The organism is bacterium SCSIO 12844 (assembly GCA_024397935.1).
Lineage (GTDB): Bacteria > Pseudomonadota > Gammaproteobacteria > Francisellales > Francisellaceae > M0027.
This window is the reverse complement of record CP073743.1, coordinates 1,061,976-1,081,206: the sequence shown is the minus strand read 5'-3', so window position 1 is coordinate 1,081,206 and position 19,231 is coordinate 1,061,976. Positions and strand designations below refer to the sequence as shown.

16 protein-coding genes and 1 pseudogene are annotated in these 19,231 nt (G+C 30.8%); 8 read left to right on the top strand and 9 right to left on the bottom strand.

The window, feature by feature from the left end; translation table 11 throughout:
* The first annotated feature begins 76 nt into the window (after positions 1 to 76).
* On the top strand, positions 77 to 2,083 hold the full coding sequence (locus KFE69_05230; GenBank protein ID UTW43496.1) for a hypothetical protein: 2,007 nt from the start codon (positions 77 to 79) through the stop codon (positions 2,081 to 2,083).
* Between the two features lie 58 nt (positions 2,084 to 2,141).
* On the opposite strand, the gene KFE69_05225 is transcribed toward KFE69_05230, so the two are convergent.
* The 3 genes from KFE69_05225 to KFE69_05215 all read right to left on the bottom strand — a co-directional run bounded on the left by KFE69_05225 (position 2,142) and on the right by KFE69_05215 (position 4,883).
* Positions 2,142 to 3,275: a hypothetical protein gene (locus KFE69_05225; GenBank protein ID UTW43495.1), complete on the bottom strand. Its 1,134-nt coding sequence runs from the start codon at positions 3,273 to 3,275 to the stop codon at positions 2,142 to 2,144.
* Positions 3,276 to 3,678: 403 nt separating this feature from the next.
* Positions 3,679 to 4,629 (bottom strand): IS3 family transposase, encoded by a 951-nt coding sequence (locus KFE69_05220; protein ID UTW44015.1) that lies wholly within the window; start codon positions 4,627 to 4,629, stop codon positions 3,679 to 3,681.
* On the bottom strand, positions 4,590 to 4,883 hold the full coding sequence (locus KFE69_05215; GenBank protein UTW43494.1) for a transposase: 294 nt from the start codon (positions 4,881 to 4,883) through the stop codon (positions 4,590 to 4,592). Before KFE69_05215 ends, KFE69_05220 begins: the two co-directional genes overlap by 40 nt.
* Positions 4,884 to 4,942: 59 nt before the next feature.
* On the opposite strand from KFE69_05215, the gene KFE69_05210 reads away from it, so the two are divergent.
* Positions 4,943 to 6,667 (top strand): GNAT family N-acetyltransferase, encoded by a 1,725-nt coding sequence (locus KFE69_05210; protein ID UTW43493.1) that lies wholly within the window; start codon positions 4,943 to 4,945, stop codon positions 6,665 to 6,667.
* Here the strand turns inward: KFE69_05210 and KFE69_05205 are convergent.
* The gene (locus KFE69_05205) at positions 6,659 to 7,954 is read right to left on the bottom strand and encodes an MFS transporter (protein ID UTW43492.1); all 1,296 of its coding nucleotides are present in this window, start codon (positions 7,952 to 7,954) and stop codon (positions 6,659 to 6,661) included. The two genes, KFE69_05210 and KFE69_05205, sit on opposite strands and share 9 nt — an antisense overlap.
* 86 nt (positions 7,955 to 8,040) lie before the next feature.
* Positions 8,041 to 10,467, bottom strand: coding sequence for a hypothetical protein (locus KFE69_05200; protein ID UTW43491.1), 2,427 nt, complete (start codon positions 10,465 to 10,467; stop codon positions 8,041 to 8,043).
* A gap of 162 nt (positions 10,468 to 10,629) precedes the next feature.
* Here KFE69_05200 and KFE69_05195 point away from each other — a divergent pair, with 162 nt between their 5' ends.
* Both KFE69_05195 and KFE69_05190 read left to right on the top strand, forming a co-directional pair.
* Positions 10,630 to 11,304 carry a hypothetical protein gene (locus KFE69_05195; GenBank protein UTW43490.1) on the top strand — a complete coding sequence of 225 codons (675 nt, stop codon included), beginning with the start codon at positions 10,630 to 10,632 and terminating at the stop codon, positions 11,302 to 11,304.
* 206 nt (positions 11,305 to 11,510) lie between these two features.
* Positions 11,511 to 12,404, top strand: coding sequence for a hypothetical protein (locus KFE69_05190; protein UTW43489.1), 894 nt, complete (start codon positions 11,511 to 11,513; stop codon positions 12,402 to 12,404).
* Between the two features lie 104 nt (positions 12,405 to 12,508).
* On the opposite strand, the gene KFE69_05185 is transcribed toward KFE69_05190, so the two are convergent.
* On the bottom strand, positions 12,509 to 13,297 hold the full coding sequence (locus KFE69_05185) for an alpha/beta hydrolase (protein ID UTW43488.1): 789 nt from the start codon (positions 13,295 to 13,297) through the stop codon (positions 12,509 to 12,511).
* Between the two features lie 131 nt (positions 13,298 to 13,428).
* On the opposite strand from KFE69_05185, the gene KFE69_05180 reads away from it, so the two are divergent.
* Complete coding sequence (locus KFE69_05180) at positions 13,429 to 14,700, top strand: beta-lactamase family protein (protein ID UTW43487.1); 1,272 nt, start codon at positions 13,429 to 13,431, stop codon at positions 14,698 to 14,700.
* Positions 14,701 to 15,122: 422 nt separating this feature from the next.
* Here the strand turns inward: KFE69_05180 and KFE69_05175 are convergent, their stop codons facing one another.
* From KFE69_05175 to KFE69_05165, 3 genes and pseudogenes are all read right to left on the bottom strand, one after another.
* On the bottom strand, positions 15,123 to 16,460 hold the full coding sequence (locus KFE69_05175) for an MFS transporter (protein UTW43486.1): 1,338 nt from the start codon (positions 16,458 to 16,460) through the stop codon (positions 15,123 to 15,125).
* Positions 16,461 to 16,730: 270 nt separating this feature from the next.
* A pseudogene (locus tag KFE69_05170) lies at positions 16,731 to 17,205 on the bottom strand (DDE-type integrase/transposase/recombinase).
* Positions 17,206 to 17,280: 75 nt separating this feature from the next.
* Positions 17,281 to 18,057 (bottom strand): hypothetical protein, encoded by a 777-nt coding sequence (locus KFE69_05165; protein UTW43485.1) that lies wholly within the window; start codon positions 18,055 to 18,057, stop codon positions 17,281 to 17,283.
* Between the two features lie 250 nt (positions 18,058 to 18,307).
* On the opposite strand from KFE69_05165, the gene KFE69_05160 reads away from it, so the two are divergent.
* From KFE69_05160 to KFE69_05150, 3 genes are all read left to right on the top strand, one after another.
* Positions 18,308 to 18,541 (top strand): DDE-type integrase/transposase/recombinase, encoded by a 234-nt coding sequence (locus tag KFE69_05160; GenBank protein UTW43484.1) that lies wholly within the window; start codon positions 18,308 to 18,310, stop codon positions 18,539 to 18,541.
* Complete coding sequence (locus KFE69_05155; protein UTW44014.1) at positions 18,513 to 18,752, top strand: DDE-type integrase/transposase/recombinase; 240 nt, start codon at positions 18,513 to 18,515, stop codon at positions 18,750 to 18,752. The genes KFE69_05160 and KFE69_05155 overlap by 29 nt, the downstream gene beginning before the upstream one ends.
* Positions 18,753 to 18,820: 68 nt before the next feature.
* A complete protein-coding gene (locus KFE69_05150) occupies positions 18,821 to 19,093 on the top strand; it encodes an Rpn family recombination-promoting nuclease/putative transposase (protein UTW43483.1) in 273 nt (90 codons plus the stop codon).
* Positions 19,094 to 19,231 lie beyond the last annotated feature (138 nt).

Below are 19,231 nucleotides of genomic sequence, written 5' to 3'. Positions count from 1 at the left end.
TTTTTATAAAAGTCAAACCTGTATAGCATCTAAAGATATCTAAAGCTTAAATAATAAACAGTAAGGAAAATAAAAAATGAAAGTACCAGTATATACATATGAAAATAAATTTTTAGGAACACTCGATGCAATTAATGATGCAGTAAATAAAATACAGCTTAAATTAAATGAACTATATCAAGCAATACCTAATTTAGAAAAATCTATCTCACCAACTGAATTAGAAAAAATTGATTCTAGCAACAGGGAAGATTTTAAAAAAATTCAACAATCCACCATTGAAGCAGTTAAAAAAGATATCCAATCAATGTCAGATCTATTGGATAGAGTTAAACTAACTTATGAAGAACGCTTTAATTATGTAAAAGAGTATTCGATAGGTACACCATATGAACTAGAGCTAGTTAATAAAGAAAAAGAAAAAACTCTTAAACAACATTTAGACCAGTCATTATTCTCAGAAGAAACAGAACGATTAAGTTCAATGTCAGACCCATTTGATTCTCTATTTTCAATAGAAGCAAAACGACTAGGTTCGATTGATGACGAACTATTTTCAAATCAATTGAATAAAAAAAATAAAGTCACTGATAAGAATTCTATTTTATGCACTTTTGAAGAAAAGCTAGTAGATTTAGAGAGAAGTAAACTTAATATTTTAAAGTCATTTTCAGAAAATGATTTGGAAAAATACAATGAAATTGTGAAAAATATTAATTTGGTAAATAAAAAAATAAATTATTTTAAAGAAAATTATGAAAAACCTACTATTGAAGAAGTCAGAACAAAAATAGAAATGTTAGAAGCATTAGAAGGCCAATCAGATGAAAAGTCTAAATTACAAAGTTATATTTTAAAAATCAATCAAAATAATATGATTATTGATACTCAGAAAAATAAGGTTCATAACTTACAGAGTGAAATTGATCAACTAAATAAAAATATATCTGATTTAAGTATCCAATTACAAAATAAAAGAGATCAAATTAGTAAACTACCAGAAAATACTCCTTTACAACATTCTGAGTTATATTCAGAATCATTAGATATCGAAAAGCAATTACAAGATAAAAATAAAGCGATTAATTATAAGTATCAGAGTCAAGAAGAGGCACATAAAAAAACTCTCAAAGCTATAGAATCAAAAGCCAGCTTATTTAAATCAATTGAATCTGATTTAAAATTACAAAAAAATGATTATCAACAACAGGTATCTAATGACTCTGGTTTTGTTGATGATAATGAGCTTAATATAGAAAATGAAACTGAATACCCTCAAGATCATAAAGTTACACCCTCCGAGAAGGCAATACTTGCTGAAAAAGAAAATATTAAAAACTCACTTATATTGAACAGCATGAAAGATGATAAGCTTGATGAAACCTTTAAATATATATTAGATAATGAAAACATTGAGAGTACACAAAGTAATATTAATACTACCTACCAAAAAAGTATTCTAGCTTTGTATGCAAATAACATTGACATCAAACAAAATTTATTTGAAGTTAAGAGTAATGAGTTTCTACAACAGTCTATATTAATTTTAAATGATGCTGGCGTTTTAGACAAATGCAATGATTTAAGGCTATTAAATAACGACTTTTTAGAAATTGAAACACTAGCCTATACAATCACCAAAAATGAAAGCGCAATTAACCAAATTAATACCGAAACGACTTCTGGAAAACTATTTAAGACAGCTGCAAAAACTCTTCAAAAAGAGCTTATCAATGATATCATGGATAAATTTAATAAGGATGATAATTATAACTATAAAGATGGTTATGCTTACAAACAATTAAATAATCAAACTAATTTATTAACTAAGTTACATGACCCTGAATCAGATGTAAGCGAAAAAAAGCAAGCACTTAAGACTTATAACGCCTACTCAAAAGGAGATGACTCTGGCTGGAAACAATTTGGAAAAACTATTAAGAGCTTTATTAATAAAGGAGCACAATTTTTTCATATCAAGCTTAAACTAGGAGTAGAAGGAAAAACTAAATTACCTAACGCTACTTTCTGCGAATATGCTAATCAACAGCCCCATGCAAACCTTATATCTCCAGGTGCATGAGTCTCGTCTCAATCTAAATATTCGACTATATTTTTAAGAGGCTCTTTTAAAACCTTCCCTAATATTTAATCTCCCCCTGATAAAATTCAAAAATAGCATCTATTGTGTCTTGACCAAATTGTTGCGAACGCTCAGGTGACCAACCAGTCAGTACATTGGGTGCATTATCATTATCTTTAAATGGCATTTCAATTGTCATTGACGGACATAAAAAAGTATTGGAAATATAGTTTGAAGCAATACTTAAGTCAGCTTTGCCTTTTTCATCTTTGTCATAACCATGCTCATTTTGAAACTCATTACTTGCATTTATAAGTGCTTGAATAAACTTTTGTTCCGAGTTATAGATTTCATCAGTTAGATTTGGAATTCCTTCGCTAGCACTAATAAAATTATATGGAATTGCTTCATCACCATGAATATCTAAAAATAAATCAACACCTGTTTCTTTAATTTTTTCTAATACATAAAAAACTTCAGGACTTTGCTCAATACTTGGGTTAAGCCATTCACGGTTAAGATTTACGCCTTTGGCATTAACTCTTAAGTTACCTAAATAAGCACCATCAACATTCATATTAGGAACAATATAAAAAGCACAATTTTTTAAAAGTGTATCAACTTGATTATTTGTTTGATGTGCTAATTTATTAATTAACCCATCCATAAACCATTCAGCCATAATTTCACCTGGATGTTGACGTGCAATTATCCAGATTTTTTTATCAGGGTTTTCAGTTTTAGAAATATAAAGTAAGTCAATATTACGCTTTTGTGTGGTTTGACCTAGAACATGGTGATTTACATGGACTTGAGATTGAGCGTTAGCAATTAATGCTAGATGTTGTTCATAGCTATAGGGTGCAAAATAAGCAAGGTGAAACTGTTGATGGTTGGGCGTCAAACTGAATTCTAATACTTCTGAATTAAAATTTACATCACTAATACGCTGCCAATTCTTTCGGTCATAAGAAACACAAGGACGATAATTCAGCCAACCTTCTGGATAACTTGTTTGACCCGCATTAATAATGCTAAATGTGCATTTAGTTAGCTTTTCTACATTGACTTGAAAGTAAAACCACTGCAAAAATTCTGAATATGTATCATGACGAATGTTTAACTTTGCATGATGGTCCTCTATAGAATGAACTTCAATACTGCCGCCATCAAAATTACTATAAATTTGCATTAAATTCTCCTTAAATTTTAGCTCTTAATTAAGTCTATGAGAAAAATATGTCTCATTGCAATGCAATGGCACTAACATTTTTTAAAAAATATCTTTGTACATTTTTTAGTTAGAAGATAGCTAACATTATAATTGAAAATCTAAACTTTGATCTTTATCAAAATTAGTCCTTGGATTAAATAATAATGGCGGCAAACTACATTCACCAAATAACTGATAACTCCTAGTTTCTGATAGTATACGTTCTTGTAATGATTGGCTTTCTTTGTCTATTATACCATCATCACTATATAAACTTTGGGAAGCATAACTAGATTGTTGTAGATATCTATTTTTAAATATTAATGGATCTTCTGCTTCAAGTACCCCATTATAATTATGGAATACTATTTTATATGATCTGTCAACCTTTTACTAGACACTTGGCTATGGGATATTGTGGTTGATTAAAATAATTTCTTTCAAACTCCTCTGGTGATAAATAGTTTAACGTTGAGTGCATCCTTTGGCGGTTATAAAAAACTTCAACATATTCAAAGATACAGCGCATTGCTTGATTCCTAGTTTGGTATTTCTGATCATGTACAACTGCTAATTTCAAAGTATGGAAAAAACTTTCAGCTACAGCATTGTCATAGCAGTTACCCGTACTACTCATGCTTAATCTAATTCGATGCTTTTTAGTTAATTGATGATAAACTCGGCTTGTATATTGAGATCCCCTATCAGAGTGTAATATCAACCCTGAATCAGGCTGTCGCCTTTTAACTGCTTGATTAACTGCCCTTAAAACTAAATCAGCTGTAATACGCTGACTCATAGCCAAGCCAACAACTTTCCTTGAAAATAAGTCAACAACAGTTGCTAAATATAACCATCCTTCATTAGTTGGCACATAAGTGATATCACTCACCCATACCTCATTAGGAGCTTCTACCATGAATTTTTGTTTTAACAAATTAGGTGCAACATAATAAGGTCTTTTACTTTGATTGGTGGTTACCTTAAACTTTCTTCTTGCTTTAGCATAAAGCCCCAATTCTTTCATTAGCTTAGCAATACGTTTACGACCGACATAGATATCTAGTCGTCTAAGTAAAAGCTGTAACCGCCTTGTGCCATATTCTCCCTTTGAGTTTATGAATGCTTTGATTAACAGAGGGCGTAACTGGCTATTTATTATCTCTTTCTTAGACAAGTTACCACGACTGTACTGATAGTAAGCGCTACGACTAACACCAAAAATCTTTGCCATTCTCTCAATTGAGAAATCTCGCCGATACAAATTAATAAATTCATAAAGCTCGGCTCTTTTTACTTTTTCTTTGAGAAAATGGTTAACGCCTTTTTTAATATATCACGCTCCATGCTAACATCAGCTAATTGCTTTTTAAGCGCAAGTAATTCTTTTTCTTGTGCCGAGAGTTCTTTGGGTTTAAAGCTTTCATCTCCTCGTTGACAATACTCACTAACCCAGTTGTATAAAGTAGATTCTGCTACTCCTAATTGCTTTGTTAATTCTGATAAGCTTTTTTTACCATTAACATATAACGATGCTGCATTACGTTTAAATTCAGCATCATAAGAATGACGTTTTCTAGTTGTCATAAAGTTCTCCTGGTTTGTTGATAAGATGATAATTCATCCCATAACAAAGTGTCTACCTAATGGTAACCAGATCATTAAATAGTGGTGCGTCATTATTGAGCACGATGCCATTTGAATTTAATTCTTATCATGCCTTATTTACTGCAACTACCTTATGTGTTTTAAGTTATCTTGGTTATGATGCCATCTCAACTTTAGCAGAAGAAGCAAAAAAACCAACTAAAGATGTGCCAAGAGCAATTATTTTCTCAGTTATATTTAGTGCAACGATGATGTTTTTACTTGGTTATTTAGGTGTTTTAGCATCACCTAATATTACTCAAAATATCCATAATACAGACTGGGTTAATAGTGCTCTTTTTTATATTGTTCAAGCCAGTAGCAATGAATATTTTACCGCTATATTTACTGCATCAGTAATCCTATGTATGGCCGTTTTTAATATTGTATCAACTACAGCTGGTGCTAGATTATTATTTGGTATGGGCCGAGATCGAGTAATATCAAGAAGCATTTTTGGTCAGGTAAATAAAAAGTTTAAAACACCACATTATAATATTTTACTGATTATGCTGATAGAGCTTATTTTAGGGCTTTCATTGACATTAGACTCCATAGTTAACTTCGTTAATTTTGGCGCAATTCTAGGCTTCTGTATTTTAAACTTTGCTGTATTTTATCGCATACTAACTAAAGAAAAACGCACACAAGAACAATCGAAGGTCATACGACTTATAAAACTATTAATTCCATTTCTAGGGGTAATCTCAATGATTACCTTGATAGTTATGATGGAAAAAACAACACTGATCGTTGGATTTATCTGGACTGGTATTGGTATTATTTATCTATTTTTTAATAAATATCTAAAGCCACAGACTAAAGTACATGACCATACGGTAGTTAATGAAAATTTAATTGACCAAAATAATGCCACAATATTTACACCAAAAACAATCGATGATTTTAAGCTACTTAAAAGATGCTGGGACTATGATCACTGGAATATCAGTGACACATTATTATCATGTATTATGCAAACCAATCGCGAAAGTCTAATTTTGATTAAACAAGACCAAGACTTAATCGGTAGTATTGTTGCTTATAATTATGATGATGATTTTGGATATTTTGGCCTATTTTATGTTCGCTCTGAATTTCGAGGTGATAACTTTGGCGCCTACTTAACTGGTCATGCACTTGCAAAATGGGCAAATCGTAAAGTTGCCTGTGATGCTGTTTTAAGTCAAATTGATAAATATCAAAGAATTGGCTTTCAACCAATCTATGAAAATAGACGTTATGTCTTTACTCCCCATCAATCAATGTTGGTTAACGATAACGCTCATAGCAATATTACACTTGCAAGTAATTATGACCTTGAAGCAATTATTGATTATGACAGCAATCATTTTTACGTTAAACGCAAAGCATTATTAACGACTTGGTTATCCATTAATAAAAATCATAGTTATGTTTATATTAAAAATGGCCAAATTGCCGGTCTTATCTCCATATCACCTGCTTATGAAGCCTATCGCATTGGTCCATTCTATGCTGAAACAATTGAAATTGCTCAACAATTACTATTAAAAGTTGCATCTGAATATATTGATCAACTAATTCATATTGATATACCAATAATTAATAAAAATACAGTTCAGCTAATTGAACAATTTTCCATGCTTGAAACACCGATGAAATTTGTTCGCATGCATAAAGGACTCTTAAAGGTTAATAATATTGATAAAGTATATGGGCATTTATCAATTGAATTAGGTTAAAGAATTTAAATTATCAGAAACAAACAGTCTACCTGTAATTAAAAAACCAATTAATAAGGTAATTGACACAATAAATATCGTTATATAAATGCCTAAATAAAATTGTAAAATTGGTAAACTAATTGCTCCTAAAAATGCACCTGTTTTTGCAATACCACTGGCAAAACCATGACCTGTTGCTTTAATTTCAGTTGGATAGTATTCTGCTGGCAATAAATACGTTGTAATGCCAGGACCTAAATTAATAAAAAAATTAAATAGTATGAACCCACCAAATAATAAAGTCATATTAATAACTAAAACACTGCTAATTGAACTTAATGATAAAGTAGCTAAACCAATAAATGACATCAGTAAGCCAATTTTTTGTAAGTAAATACTATTAATGCGTTGAATTAACCAAATTGCGCAAAATGCACCAGCTAAGATAAATAAGTTAACCAACAATGTAGAGTAGATTACATCTTGAATTGATATTAATAAACTTGATTGTGAATTAATATTAAGTGAGGCAATAATCATTGGCGTAAATGAACCAATACCATAATATGCAACATTCATAAAAAACCAAATACAAGAAAATGCCAAAGTCATTTTTAAATACTCTCGAGAAACGAGAGTACGAAAATGCTTTCTAAATGGTATTTTACTATTTTTTAATTCAAACTGTTTTTGTCTTTTCCAGAGAATACTTTCAGGTAATTTTGATCTTAAAAATAATGCCAAAACTGCCCAAATAGCGCTTGATACTAGAATAAATCGCCAAGCATTGATTTGAGGATATAAATTAATAATAATCCACGCTATTATAACGCCAATCGGAGATGCCAGACAGTTAAAACACATAGCGATTGCAACATATTGCTTGATCTTTGATTTTTCAATCATCTCTACCATATACGCAGCACAAATTGGATAATCCATGCCCACAGCTATTCCAATGAATAGTCTAAAGGTAATCAGTGATAAAACATTCCATGATAATGCTGATAATACAGAGGCTACGATAAAAAAAATCAAGTTATAAATCAATAATTTTTTACGGCCAAGCTTATCTGATAATTTACCAAAAATAATGGCCCCAAATGCAGCACCAATGAGTGTTACTGATTGGGTTATGCCAAGTTCAAATGCTGTTAAAGCATACTGCTTTTGAATTAAAGGTAAAGCAATTGAACTAATATAAAGAATATAGCCATCTATAAATAAACCAGATAAACAAACAATTAGGATAAGTAAACTGCTTTTGTTAGTGTCATTACTTTTTCGTTTTAAAAAATCTGACACTATTATTTTTCCTTTAAAGTATATGATTAACTAAATATACACGATTGAAATCAGATAATATACTTAAAGTATGATGATGTAACTTTTTAGATAAAGCCTTGATCTACTTGTTGAGATGGATTAACAACTTCTTTAAGTAATTCATTATGAAATAGACTTTGTGGCCGATTACTCAGATTGATGTTGATCGTATTATGATCAATCTGCTTTATTTGATCTTCTGGTAAAAATTCTTTGATTATATTTAAGTAACTTAAATCCTCAATACTTAATGCATAAGATAATACACTAACACCGACATTATTTTTATCTGAAATCGCACTTATGATTTTATCTTTTGGTAATGCATCTAACATCATTTTAAAACACTCAAGATTATCAGTAAAAATAGCACGATGTAATATACTACTACCATCAGCATCTTTTAGTGTAATTACACTTTCAAGCTCATCTGCTGCTAAGCAATTAAAAATAACATCTAAGCAATCTTTATAATTTGAAGCTATCACTAATGGCGTTATATTTAGGTCATCTGTTTGAGTAATTATATTAACAATTTCAGTTTCTGGTACCCTCTCTAAAACTGCTTTTAAACATTGACTATGATTTGCTACATAATACATTAAATTATCATTGCGCTCAGCTAATGTAACTAAACTTATTAAACTCTCGTAAGGCAACGCATCTAAAATACTATTTAAAGTTTCTATATAAGGTGCTGCATAGCTTAATATAGAATCACCGTTATGATTTTTCTCTAATAGAACATTCAAACGCATATCCAGTGGTATATTTTCTAAGAATGCATTTAAAATTTCTGCACTAGCATGATGCAATAATGTGCTTCCATCATCAAATCTAACTTCAGTTGCTAGCATTAAACATTCAGTTTCTGATAAATGCGCTAACAGAACTCTAAAGGCATGATCATTATAGGTTGCATAGTCAATAACGGTTGCACCACTGTTATTTTTTTCCATAATTACACCAAGTCGTTTATCTTCTGGCAAATATTGGAAAAGTGATTTTAAACACTCAGGATAATAAGCGTTACTATGTAATACATTATCCCCATTATCATTGATTGCTAAAATTGCGCTTAGATGATTATCTAATGGTAAATGCCCTAAAATAATTTTTATTTTTTCTGCATCTGCTTTATGTAAAACAGTATCACCATTATGATTTCTTACTGCAATAAAGCTAAAATACTTTTCCTTTGGTATATAAGTTAAAAGTAATTCTAATGCCTCTGAACTAGCTGTATGTAATAATGTATCACCATCATTATTTTTCGCTAATATAACATTCAATCGATCATTTGCTGGTATATAGTCTAAAAGCGTTTTCAATGCATCTGCATCATAACCGGCATAATGAAGTAGTGTATTACCATTGGTTATATTTGATAGTAATAGATCTTTTTTTACTTCATCATCAAGATTCGACGTTATAATTAATTCAAAGTATGCTTTTATCATCTCTTTCTGACCATATGTAAAAGCCATCATGATTAATGGATCATCATGATCATCTCTGACTAATAACAACAATTCTTTTTTTAAATTATTATTAATATTTGCGTTTATAATTGACTCTGCATATGCTTGCATTAAATCTATATCACTATTTTGAAAAGCTGTAATAATAAATGGCTTTCCACTTTCATCTGTTGCTAATAGTAATTCTTTTTTTATTTCATCAATGGCTGGCGATTTAAGCGTTAATTCACAGAATGCTCTTGCTGCATCTGGATGACTATCTCTACAAGCTAAGTTAAAATATATAACAAGCTGACTAGCAGTTGATATAACTTCCCTTTTAAGTGCATCATGGCTATATCGAATATGGTCTAATTTATTATTATCTGCATAGGCACTAATTGTTGCAATATACCCTGGTAAATTATTTAATACATCATTAACAAATCTATCTGATAATATTTCATTCTCTATACTTTTAACCTCATCATGATTAACAAAGTGCCAGCAATTATTGCTAAATATAATAGCCATAGCATGACCACTGATTGTTATCAATGCAGCAAAATTTTCTTTTTCACCCTTTAGCTGATTAAGATACTCTTTAAGGTTATCCGTTTCTCCACTAAAAATTTTTAGTGATTTACTAACTGCATAAATTCCATTAGCTTGAGAAATAGAGTCATCATCTATTTCATTTAAAATTTTATTTCCACTTGCAGGGTCTTGTCTATTCTTATAAAAATCAGCAAAATTGACTATTGTATCACCATCATTTTCTGATAGTTCTTCAACATTACTAGACTGATATAATAAAACAGCATCAAAAAATGCTAATATCTCACGTTCAGTTTCATCTTGTATATTAAGTGCTTTACTTTCAATTTGTTGTATTTGATTTAATCTTGTAAGATATTCATTAAATTTCCCTCTCAAAGCAGACTGTATTGCTACATGTGCAATACCATAACACATACCTGCTTCATCAATTTTATAACCATTTTTTTTCATTAGCGTTAGTATATCAGCCATTGCAATCCCCTTTATCGCAACTAAAAATAATCAAACTTATTATTTGAGTGTATTGCCTATTGCTGTTAAATGTAAAACAAAGGTCAAATCATTTGACCTTTATATCTAAAAAACTACAACTGCTATAATTACTATTACTGGTATCTAGATATATGGTGGCAAATGAGTGTTCAAATAATGGCTGATACAACTGCCAATCAATTACAAGTTGATAAAATCTCCCAGCTCGTTTTATCGAATTCAATTTTAGGATTTACCTATCTAAAAATTTATGATAATTCAAGCTTTAATGTAATTTCGACTTTAGATGAATCCAACTTATTAGCCTTTTTAAATAAGACTTTAACCCAAATGCTCAAACGCGCAAAACTAGTTGAGTATTTTATTTACAATGATAAAACGTTTTTATTATTTACTAAACAGTGCAAAAAAGTACATATTGTTACTATTTTTCATTTGAAATCAGATTTTTATGAAAATTTATCAGAGGGCAAAAAAGCAAGCTTTTTTGGTCTTTGTCTATCAATAACACGGCTAATGTATACCTCTTTTCGCTGTACCAATCAAATTAAGCTAACTAATGATTTAAAGCTATGGTATCCACATAACTACCAATCAACATTAACTAAGAAACTTAACTTAACTGCGAGTGAAATCACATTTTTAGCTGCTGCTGCAACTTCTGCTTCTTCTAAAGAACTTGCTTTACTAACCGGCTGCTCCCATCATTATTTACATAAAATCTCTGCTGCAACTTCAAAAAAATTAGGTTGTACCACAAAGTACGAATTACAGGAAATTGCAAGAATTATTATCTTAAGTGAAATATTAGATTAATTTTTTATTGATCTACCGATAACTCACTTTATCTTACTAACTAGTATATAGGTCAAACGATTTGACCTTTGTTTTACTTTAAGCAAGTGTATCATTTAAGCTACTAAACAATAGTTTGATCATTATTTGATCTTTTTAAACATAAAAAGACTCTAATGATTATCAAGAAAATATAATTATAACTCAAGCTATAGGGGACTATATTTATGAAAACTATCTGTTTAAGTATAATTAACTGCCTTATTGGTTTACTCATTATTTTTTTAAGCTTAGGTAATGTTGCCTTTTCAAGTGCAAACTATAGCGTTTATATAAGAAATAATACAAACTTCAATATTAAAATAGAATATAATTCAAGCAGTTATTGCATTAGCAATAATAAAGCTGAAGGTTTACCACTTACGATTGGCTCCCAACAAGAAGAAACGTTCAGCTTTGAAGATGATAATGGTCTTTTTGGTGATAATTGTACTGGTGAAAATAAGGCTTTAGGTCTTATAGTCACGGTACAAGATACAACCACAGGTGATCAAATTGGTAATATATGGTTGGATCACTATATGAATATTATTGATTATATGCCAACTCCTAGCTATCCATATGAAACACCAATATATGCTTGGCAAAGCCGTGTTACTAACCCTTCTGGGAACATTGGACCTGTCACATTAAGTTCTGCCTTATGTGATGCAAGTGATTGTTTAAATCAATTTGTTGATGCTTCTGGTGATGGTTCCTATATGCTTACTTTTGATTATGATGGAGGAGAGATATCAAGCTCAATGATCAATGCCGTTGGTTTGGGAGATATTACTGTAACCAATGGCTATGGTAAACCTATATCGAGTGATGGCGCAGTGGACTTAAATACAGGAAAATATGTGATTCATTTTAGTAAAACACAGGCAGAGTGTACTTTTAATGGCGGACTTTTAAAGTGCGACCCTGGCGTTGGTTATAGTTATGTTGATCATGATGATTCTGATAGTAGTAATGATTCTGTTGTATTTATGTGTAATGAAACAACGCTAAATGAGAACCCATGCCCATGGCTAGTACAAAATACAGCTAGCAATACTGAAACCCATGATATCTATTAAATATTTCATAAAAAATTTATAAAAAACAAATATATAATATTGATACTCGATAAATCGACGTCTCTACAAATGGTATTAATTTACATAGAGATATTACAATAAAACTAATTTAACCAATTGATAATTTCATCAGCTAATTTCTCTGGACATTCAATATTCGGCATATGGCCACATGGTAAAATAGTTAATTCCGATTGATTAATTACTTGGTGAATGGCTTCAGATGCACTTAAAGGTGTTAATATATCATCTCTACCAGCAATAATGAGTGTTTTTGTTTTAATTTCTGCTAATGTATCCAGCGCATTATAAGTTTGTGTTGCATACAATTGGCTTTTATAGCCAGCTAAAGTTTGTGGATATGGATTAGATAAAATTAAATCTAACCAATTTTGCGCATTAGAGGCATTGGCTATAAAATCACTACCGAATAAATATGAAAAAGTGTAATCTGCAATAATTGGGACATCAACTTCAGCTTCAATCATTTTACCACTTAATTCTAACCATTGATTACTTCTAGCATTTCGTTTAGCGGCAGAGCAAACAATACCCAATGCATTGACCTTTTGTGGATATTTAATAGCTAACTGCTCTGCAATCATACCACCCATTGAATGGCCAACAACATAAGCTAAGTCTATATTTAATTCATCCATAATTGCTTTGGTATCTTCAGCCATCATATCAATTGAATAATTACCTTCTGGTACATCTGACTGACCCGCACCTCGATTATCAAAAACAGTAACTTTATAATGCTTAGTTAATTCTGGTAAAACAAAAGCCCAAGCATTATGATCTGCTGATAGACCACTAATTAATACTAAATCTTTACCACTACCCTGCTGTTCATAATAAAATTTTATGTTATTTGCTTGTATAAATGGCATATTTCATCTCCTTTAGAATCATTAATACAACATATATTACCAAAGTTTGATACCGTAAAAATACGGTTTAGTTTAATTATTCTATAATTAAAATTATGTTATCCAATATAATAACAACATAGGTATAAAGCATGAACAAGCTAATCTCATTATTTGTCATTTTAATAACTTTCAGCTTTTCTCAAAATGTACTCGCTAATTCTAGTGGTGAATTAAACAGAGATATTAATCTTTTAACTAAAACATTTTTAAATAGTGCTAAACAAAATAATGTGCCTGTTACTGCAGTAGAAGTCAGTGTTTTATTACCTAATGAAAATCAACCACGTGATTTTGTTGCTGGTGTTAAACAAAAAGATGGCCAACTTGCTTCAACTAAAAATCTTGTTCAATACGGTAGTATTACAAAAGAGTATACTGCTGCTTTAATTTTAAAATTAGTTGATGAAGGTAAAATTACGCTACAAACCCCATTAATTAAACTATTTCCTGAAAAATTTACAAAAAATAAATGGCCACAACAATGGAGTAATGTGACACCTGAACAATTATTAAATATGACCAGTGGTATCACCACATATTCAATGCCTAAAATTATAAATACCATTAACCCATACTATACCAATTATTCACTTAATCGATTAGTTTCATTGGCAGCAAAATACCAAATGAAAAATGGCTGTAATCAAGATAATTTATGCTTTAAACCAGGTACAAATTGGGGTTATTCAAATACAAACTATATTATTGCAGGAATGATTATTGAAAAATATTTTAAAAAATCTTATGGCAGTATGTTAGAAAAATTTATTATTAAACCGCTACAAAAACAATACAGTGTTCCAATTTACTATGCCATGCAATATAACACTTATCTTTATCGTAATATGCTACACGGTTACTTACCTGAAGAGACAGCAAACGAATTAGATTCACCATTATTTAGTCCAAATCAAGATGTAACCATTGTACCACTTGATTATGTTGGTCCAGCTGGCGGTCTAACTGGTACAACTCATGCATTAACACTATTAACTCGTGCATGGTTTGATACAAATCTATTCCCAGGGCATGACAAAATCCAAAAAGTTGGTTTAGTATTACCTTCTAAAAAAGGTGAAAATGTCAGTAATAAGGATATTAATAGTAAGTGCTTATCAAAAGTTAAGGGCTGCTATGGATTAGGTGTTGGTGTAATGTATGATAAAAAATATGGCCAAATTTGGATGTATACGGGTAATTATTTAGGCTATGCAACAACATATGCCTATTTTAAAAATACTAAAACGATCATTGCCCTATCACAAAATGCTGGTGCAACAGGACAGTATCATCAAGTTGCAAATCATACAATTGATGCAATTTATGAAGAAGTGCTAATGTACTTAGATAAAGCAAAGTAATTTTTGATTTCATCATAATAATTAAGATAACTTTATCGTTTTAGAATCTTTATTAAATTGAAAAAAATCAAAATACAGCTGTTGTTTATTATGAACATCAAGGTCCATTCGCTGTTGCACATATAAATGTTAATGGTCAGAATATCGGTGGTTATAATATGACACCATCAGGTAACGGCGTCTACCAACATTCAATTAGCAATTTAAACTCTGGTGATCAAGTAAATGTTTACTTTACTAATCATCAAGTACCGCGTGATGCTGAGTTTAGTTATACTCACTAGAATAATATAAGGAAATAAAATTAAATTGGTAAATGAAGTTACTAGGGTCTCACTGCATATTTCTTTCAAGTGATGTATCTGTTATTGAATATTAATTCGATATTGAAATAATATCAATGATGTTATCGATATATTTTTTTAATTTATTAAAGATTTTAGTTCATGTTCATCAAAAAGTAACTTATCAATTTTAAGATATGCAACCATTTCATCTGGACATACCATTACATCTGAAACCCCTTTTAAGGATGCTAGTTTATCTTGTATCCCAGAGGTTATTTTTAGCAAAGGAATAACTTTAGAGCTCAAATGTTTTGGTTTTTTCATTGAAGCAGCAACAGGAATCCATAGCGCTGAGAGTAAAGCACAAAAAATAAAAATACCATTTATGCCAAAGACGTGATAGATGATTCCTCCAAAAACACCACCAACAAAAATACCTAAAAATTGCAAGCTAGAGTATATACCCATAGCTGTTCCTTTATTTCCAGCTGGGGCAATTTTAGATACAAGAGAAGGCAAAGATGCTTCCAAGAAAGTAAATGTTGCAAAGAACAGTAATAATATAAAACTAATAGAGATGATATTGTGATGAAAGCCAAGTAGCAATACTTGAGTCAAAGTTAATAAAATTATTGCACCCAAGAAAATAGGTTTCATTTTTCTTTTTGTTTCGGCAATGATAATAAAGGGAAGCATTAGGGCAAAGGACAAAATAAGTACTGGCAAGTATATTATCCACTGTAAATCTGGTTTAAGGTTAATGGTTGAAGTGAGTATCACTGGAATAATAATGAAAAGAGCTGTTAGGATCGCATGTAAAGTAAATATGCCATAATTTAATCTTATAAGTTCTGGTGTGGTAATAACTTTTAACAGTTGATTTGATACTGTTCCACAATCTCGATGAAGCAGATGCTCTTTAGAGGTTGGTGTAATGGTTAATATAATAATAATACCAATGAAGCCTAAAAATGCAGTAAGCCAAAAAATACCAGATAGTCCAATGAAACTGCTTAAAATTGGGCTTAACATCATAGCACCAATAAAAGATAAGCCGATAGTCATGCCAATTATAGACATCGCTTTCATTCGATTTTCCTCTTGGGTGGTATCAGCCACCATCGCTGTTAATGTACTTCCAATCGCGCCTGCACCTTGAATGGCTCGCCCCAAAATAATGCCATATATAGTTTGAGATTCTGCTGCAATAATACTTCCAATGATAAATAGTAATAAACCAAAAATAATTACTGGTTTCCTTCCAAGTTTGTCAGAACTCATGCCAAATACAATTTGTAGTAGGGCTTGAGTTAATCCATAAACACCTAATGCAACTCCAATTAATAGCGCAGTGGCATCTTTAATTTGGTGTGCGTAGAGAGTGAATATAGGCAGAATCATAAATAAACCCAACATTCTAAAAGAATAAATGGATGCCAAGGAGAAGATTGATTTTTTTTCTAAAGCAGTCATTGAATAAGTATCTGTAAAAATTGATTAAATTCACTATACCCAAATCAAGTGGCGTAATCAAGGAATTGGTTTTTTATGTATAGCATCACCCACTAATAAATAGTTAGTTTATCTAGCACTATTTCCATTGCATCAGTTAATGTCATTTTAATATCTCTCATCTTTTTTCTAATTGCTGTTTTAACCTTATGTCAGTAATGCTCAATTAGGGGCTCTGTTGCAAAGATTTCCATCAGTTTTTTTATACAATCATGGATTCTTTGGGCGCAATTAAACTGCGAGTGAGTTAAATTGTTCAAAAATAGTTTGATTAGCACAATGTGTATGTTGGCCTTTTCTTAACATATTAATTAATTCATAACCTGCTAAAGTTGATTCAGCTGATTTAAATGTTTTAAATCCAAGCATTGGTTTCATTCATCTTTTGATAAATCGATGATCTTGCTCAACCTGATTATTCAGATATTTAATTTGACGATCTTCAACCCAACAATATGGCCAAATTCCTATTTAGATGTAACATACAATTTAATAAGATAATAGCTGCATCATTAGCACTACTTTTATCAATGGTAATACACTCAGGCAAGCCATGCTGGCCAATGGCTTTTTTAAGAAACTTAAAGGTTGCTTCTTCATCTCTTTTTTCAGAAAGCATAAACTCTAAGGTATCACCATCTTTATCAACGGCTCGATAACTTAAGGAATAAGACAAATACCAACGAATTGCTAACATGATGATCATTTAAAACACTCTGTATTTAATTTGGCAGAAGTTTAGCAAAATCATAATTTTTTGCATCAGAGCCCTAGTTCAGAGTTAATCTAACTCTGGAGACCTAGTTACTTCTCTTAATGCTCGTTCATACAAGCTTTTAGAAATAGTAGGTGGGTCACTTACTGGTCTGGCGACCTTTGGTTGATGATATATACTACCATCAGGCATTGAGTCAGATATATTACCTTTTAGGTCAATATTAAATATTCTTTGAACATTTTTTGCTCTTCCTTCTTTACTTGTTAGGTCACCTTTTGTGTCCATCTCAACATAGCCTGAGCGAAAAATATAATCTTTTTTATCCTCATCATAAATTCTGGTAATAGCTGCTTTTAATGGTTCAGTATAGCCAACTATTTTTACATTTCGAAAGCCTTTTTCTTTCAAAGCTTTTGTAACTTCTCCAGCAATTACTTTGCCTTTTAAGCTTGGGTCAGCCTTAGAACCGTAAGTATCATATGTTTTACCACTTTGACACATAAATAAATTAAGTTGAAATGGTGTTTTATCTGTTGATAACCCACTTTCAATTAGTCTATCAACAAATGTCTCAGGCGTAATACGTTCTCTTCCCTTTTGGTTCATTCTAGTATTAGTAATTTCGCATGCTGCTTGCAATCCATGAGCATATGCATATATTTTATCTCCTGTTTGAACGTGTGATAGTATCTTCTTTCCATCATAAGTAATGGGTTTAGGCCAATCTTCAACTTTATGATCTTTTTTCTGAAATTGACCTTTTCGCCAATTTTGAGCTTCTTTATATGTTTTTTCAGATTTCTCTTTCTCAAATGGAATAAAAGTATGTTTTTTAGTCATAATGCAACCCTTTTTTATTTTTTAATTTAAAAAAAACAATATAATGACTTTATAATATTTAAAAACTGAAAAAAATGACAAATAACTCAGTATTGATAACTTGTCTGAATAAATATGGCTCTGTTGCAACTTTGACAAATGATCTCAACTTGAATTACTCTAACTGATTTTAGATAAGAGCTTACTCCATAAATTCATTTAAATATCGTCAATTTGAAAGTATCTTTATCTTCAATGTGTTCGTTGGTATTTGTCTTATTCCTTAAGTTATCGAGCCGTTGATAAAGATGGTGATACCTTAGAGTTTATGCTTTCTGAAAAAAGAGATGAAGAAGCAACCTTTAAGTTTCTTAAAAAAGCCATTGGCCAGCATGGCTTGCCTGAGTGTATTACCATTGATAAAAGTAGTGCTAATGATGCAGCTATTATCTTATTAAATTGTATGTTACATCTAAATAGGAATTTGGCCATATTGTTGGGTTGAAGATCGTCAAATTAAATATCTGAATAATCAGGTTGAGCAAGATCATCGATTTATCAAAAGACGAATGAAACCAATGCTTGGATTTAAAACATTTAAATCAGCTGAATCAACTTTAGCAGGTTATGAATTAATTAATATGTTAAGAAAAGGCCAACATACACATTGTGCTAATCAAACTATTTTTGAACAATTTAACTCACTCGCAGTTTAATTGCGCCCAAAGAATCCATGATTGTATAAAAAATAAACTGATGGAAATCTTTGCAACAGAGCCGAAAAATGGCTTATGAAATTCAAATTATGCAAGGACATTTAGATGCTGGCAATGATAAGCTCCCTATCGTAATTACTCTAGTATTTTATCATGGTGAAACTTCGCCCTATCCTTATTTAAATTTAGTTTATGATCTATTTGAAGATGTCGAGCTTGCTAAAAAATACGCTTTTAATAGTTTTGAATTAATTGATTTAACTGTAATGACCAAAGAGCAAATGGCGCAACTTAACACTGAACTATTATTTGAATTTCTACTAAAATACAACAAAGCCTAAAGAAGAAACATTTTAGTTCATATTCTAAATAATAAAATTTAGGATTAGAAGCATACATCTTTCTATAAGCATTGCTCCCGTTCTTATTATCTCCATCAATTTCAATTTGGCATTTAAAATTTGAGTCTGGATCTTTAT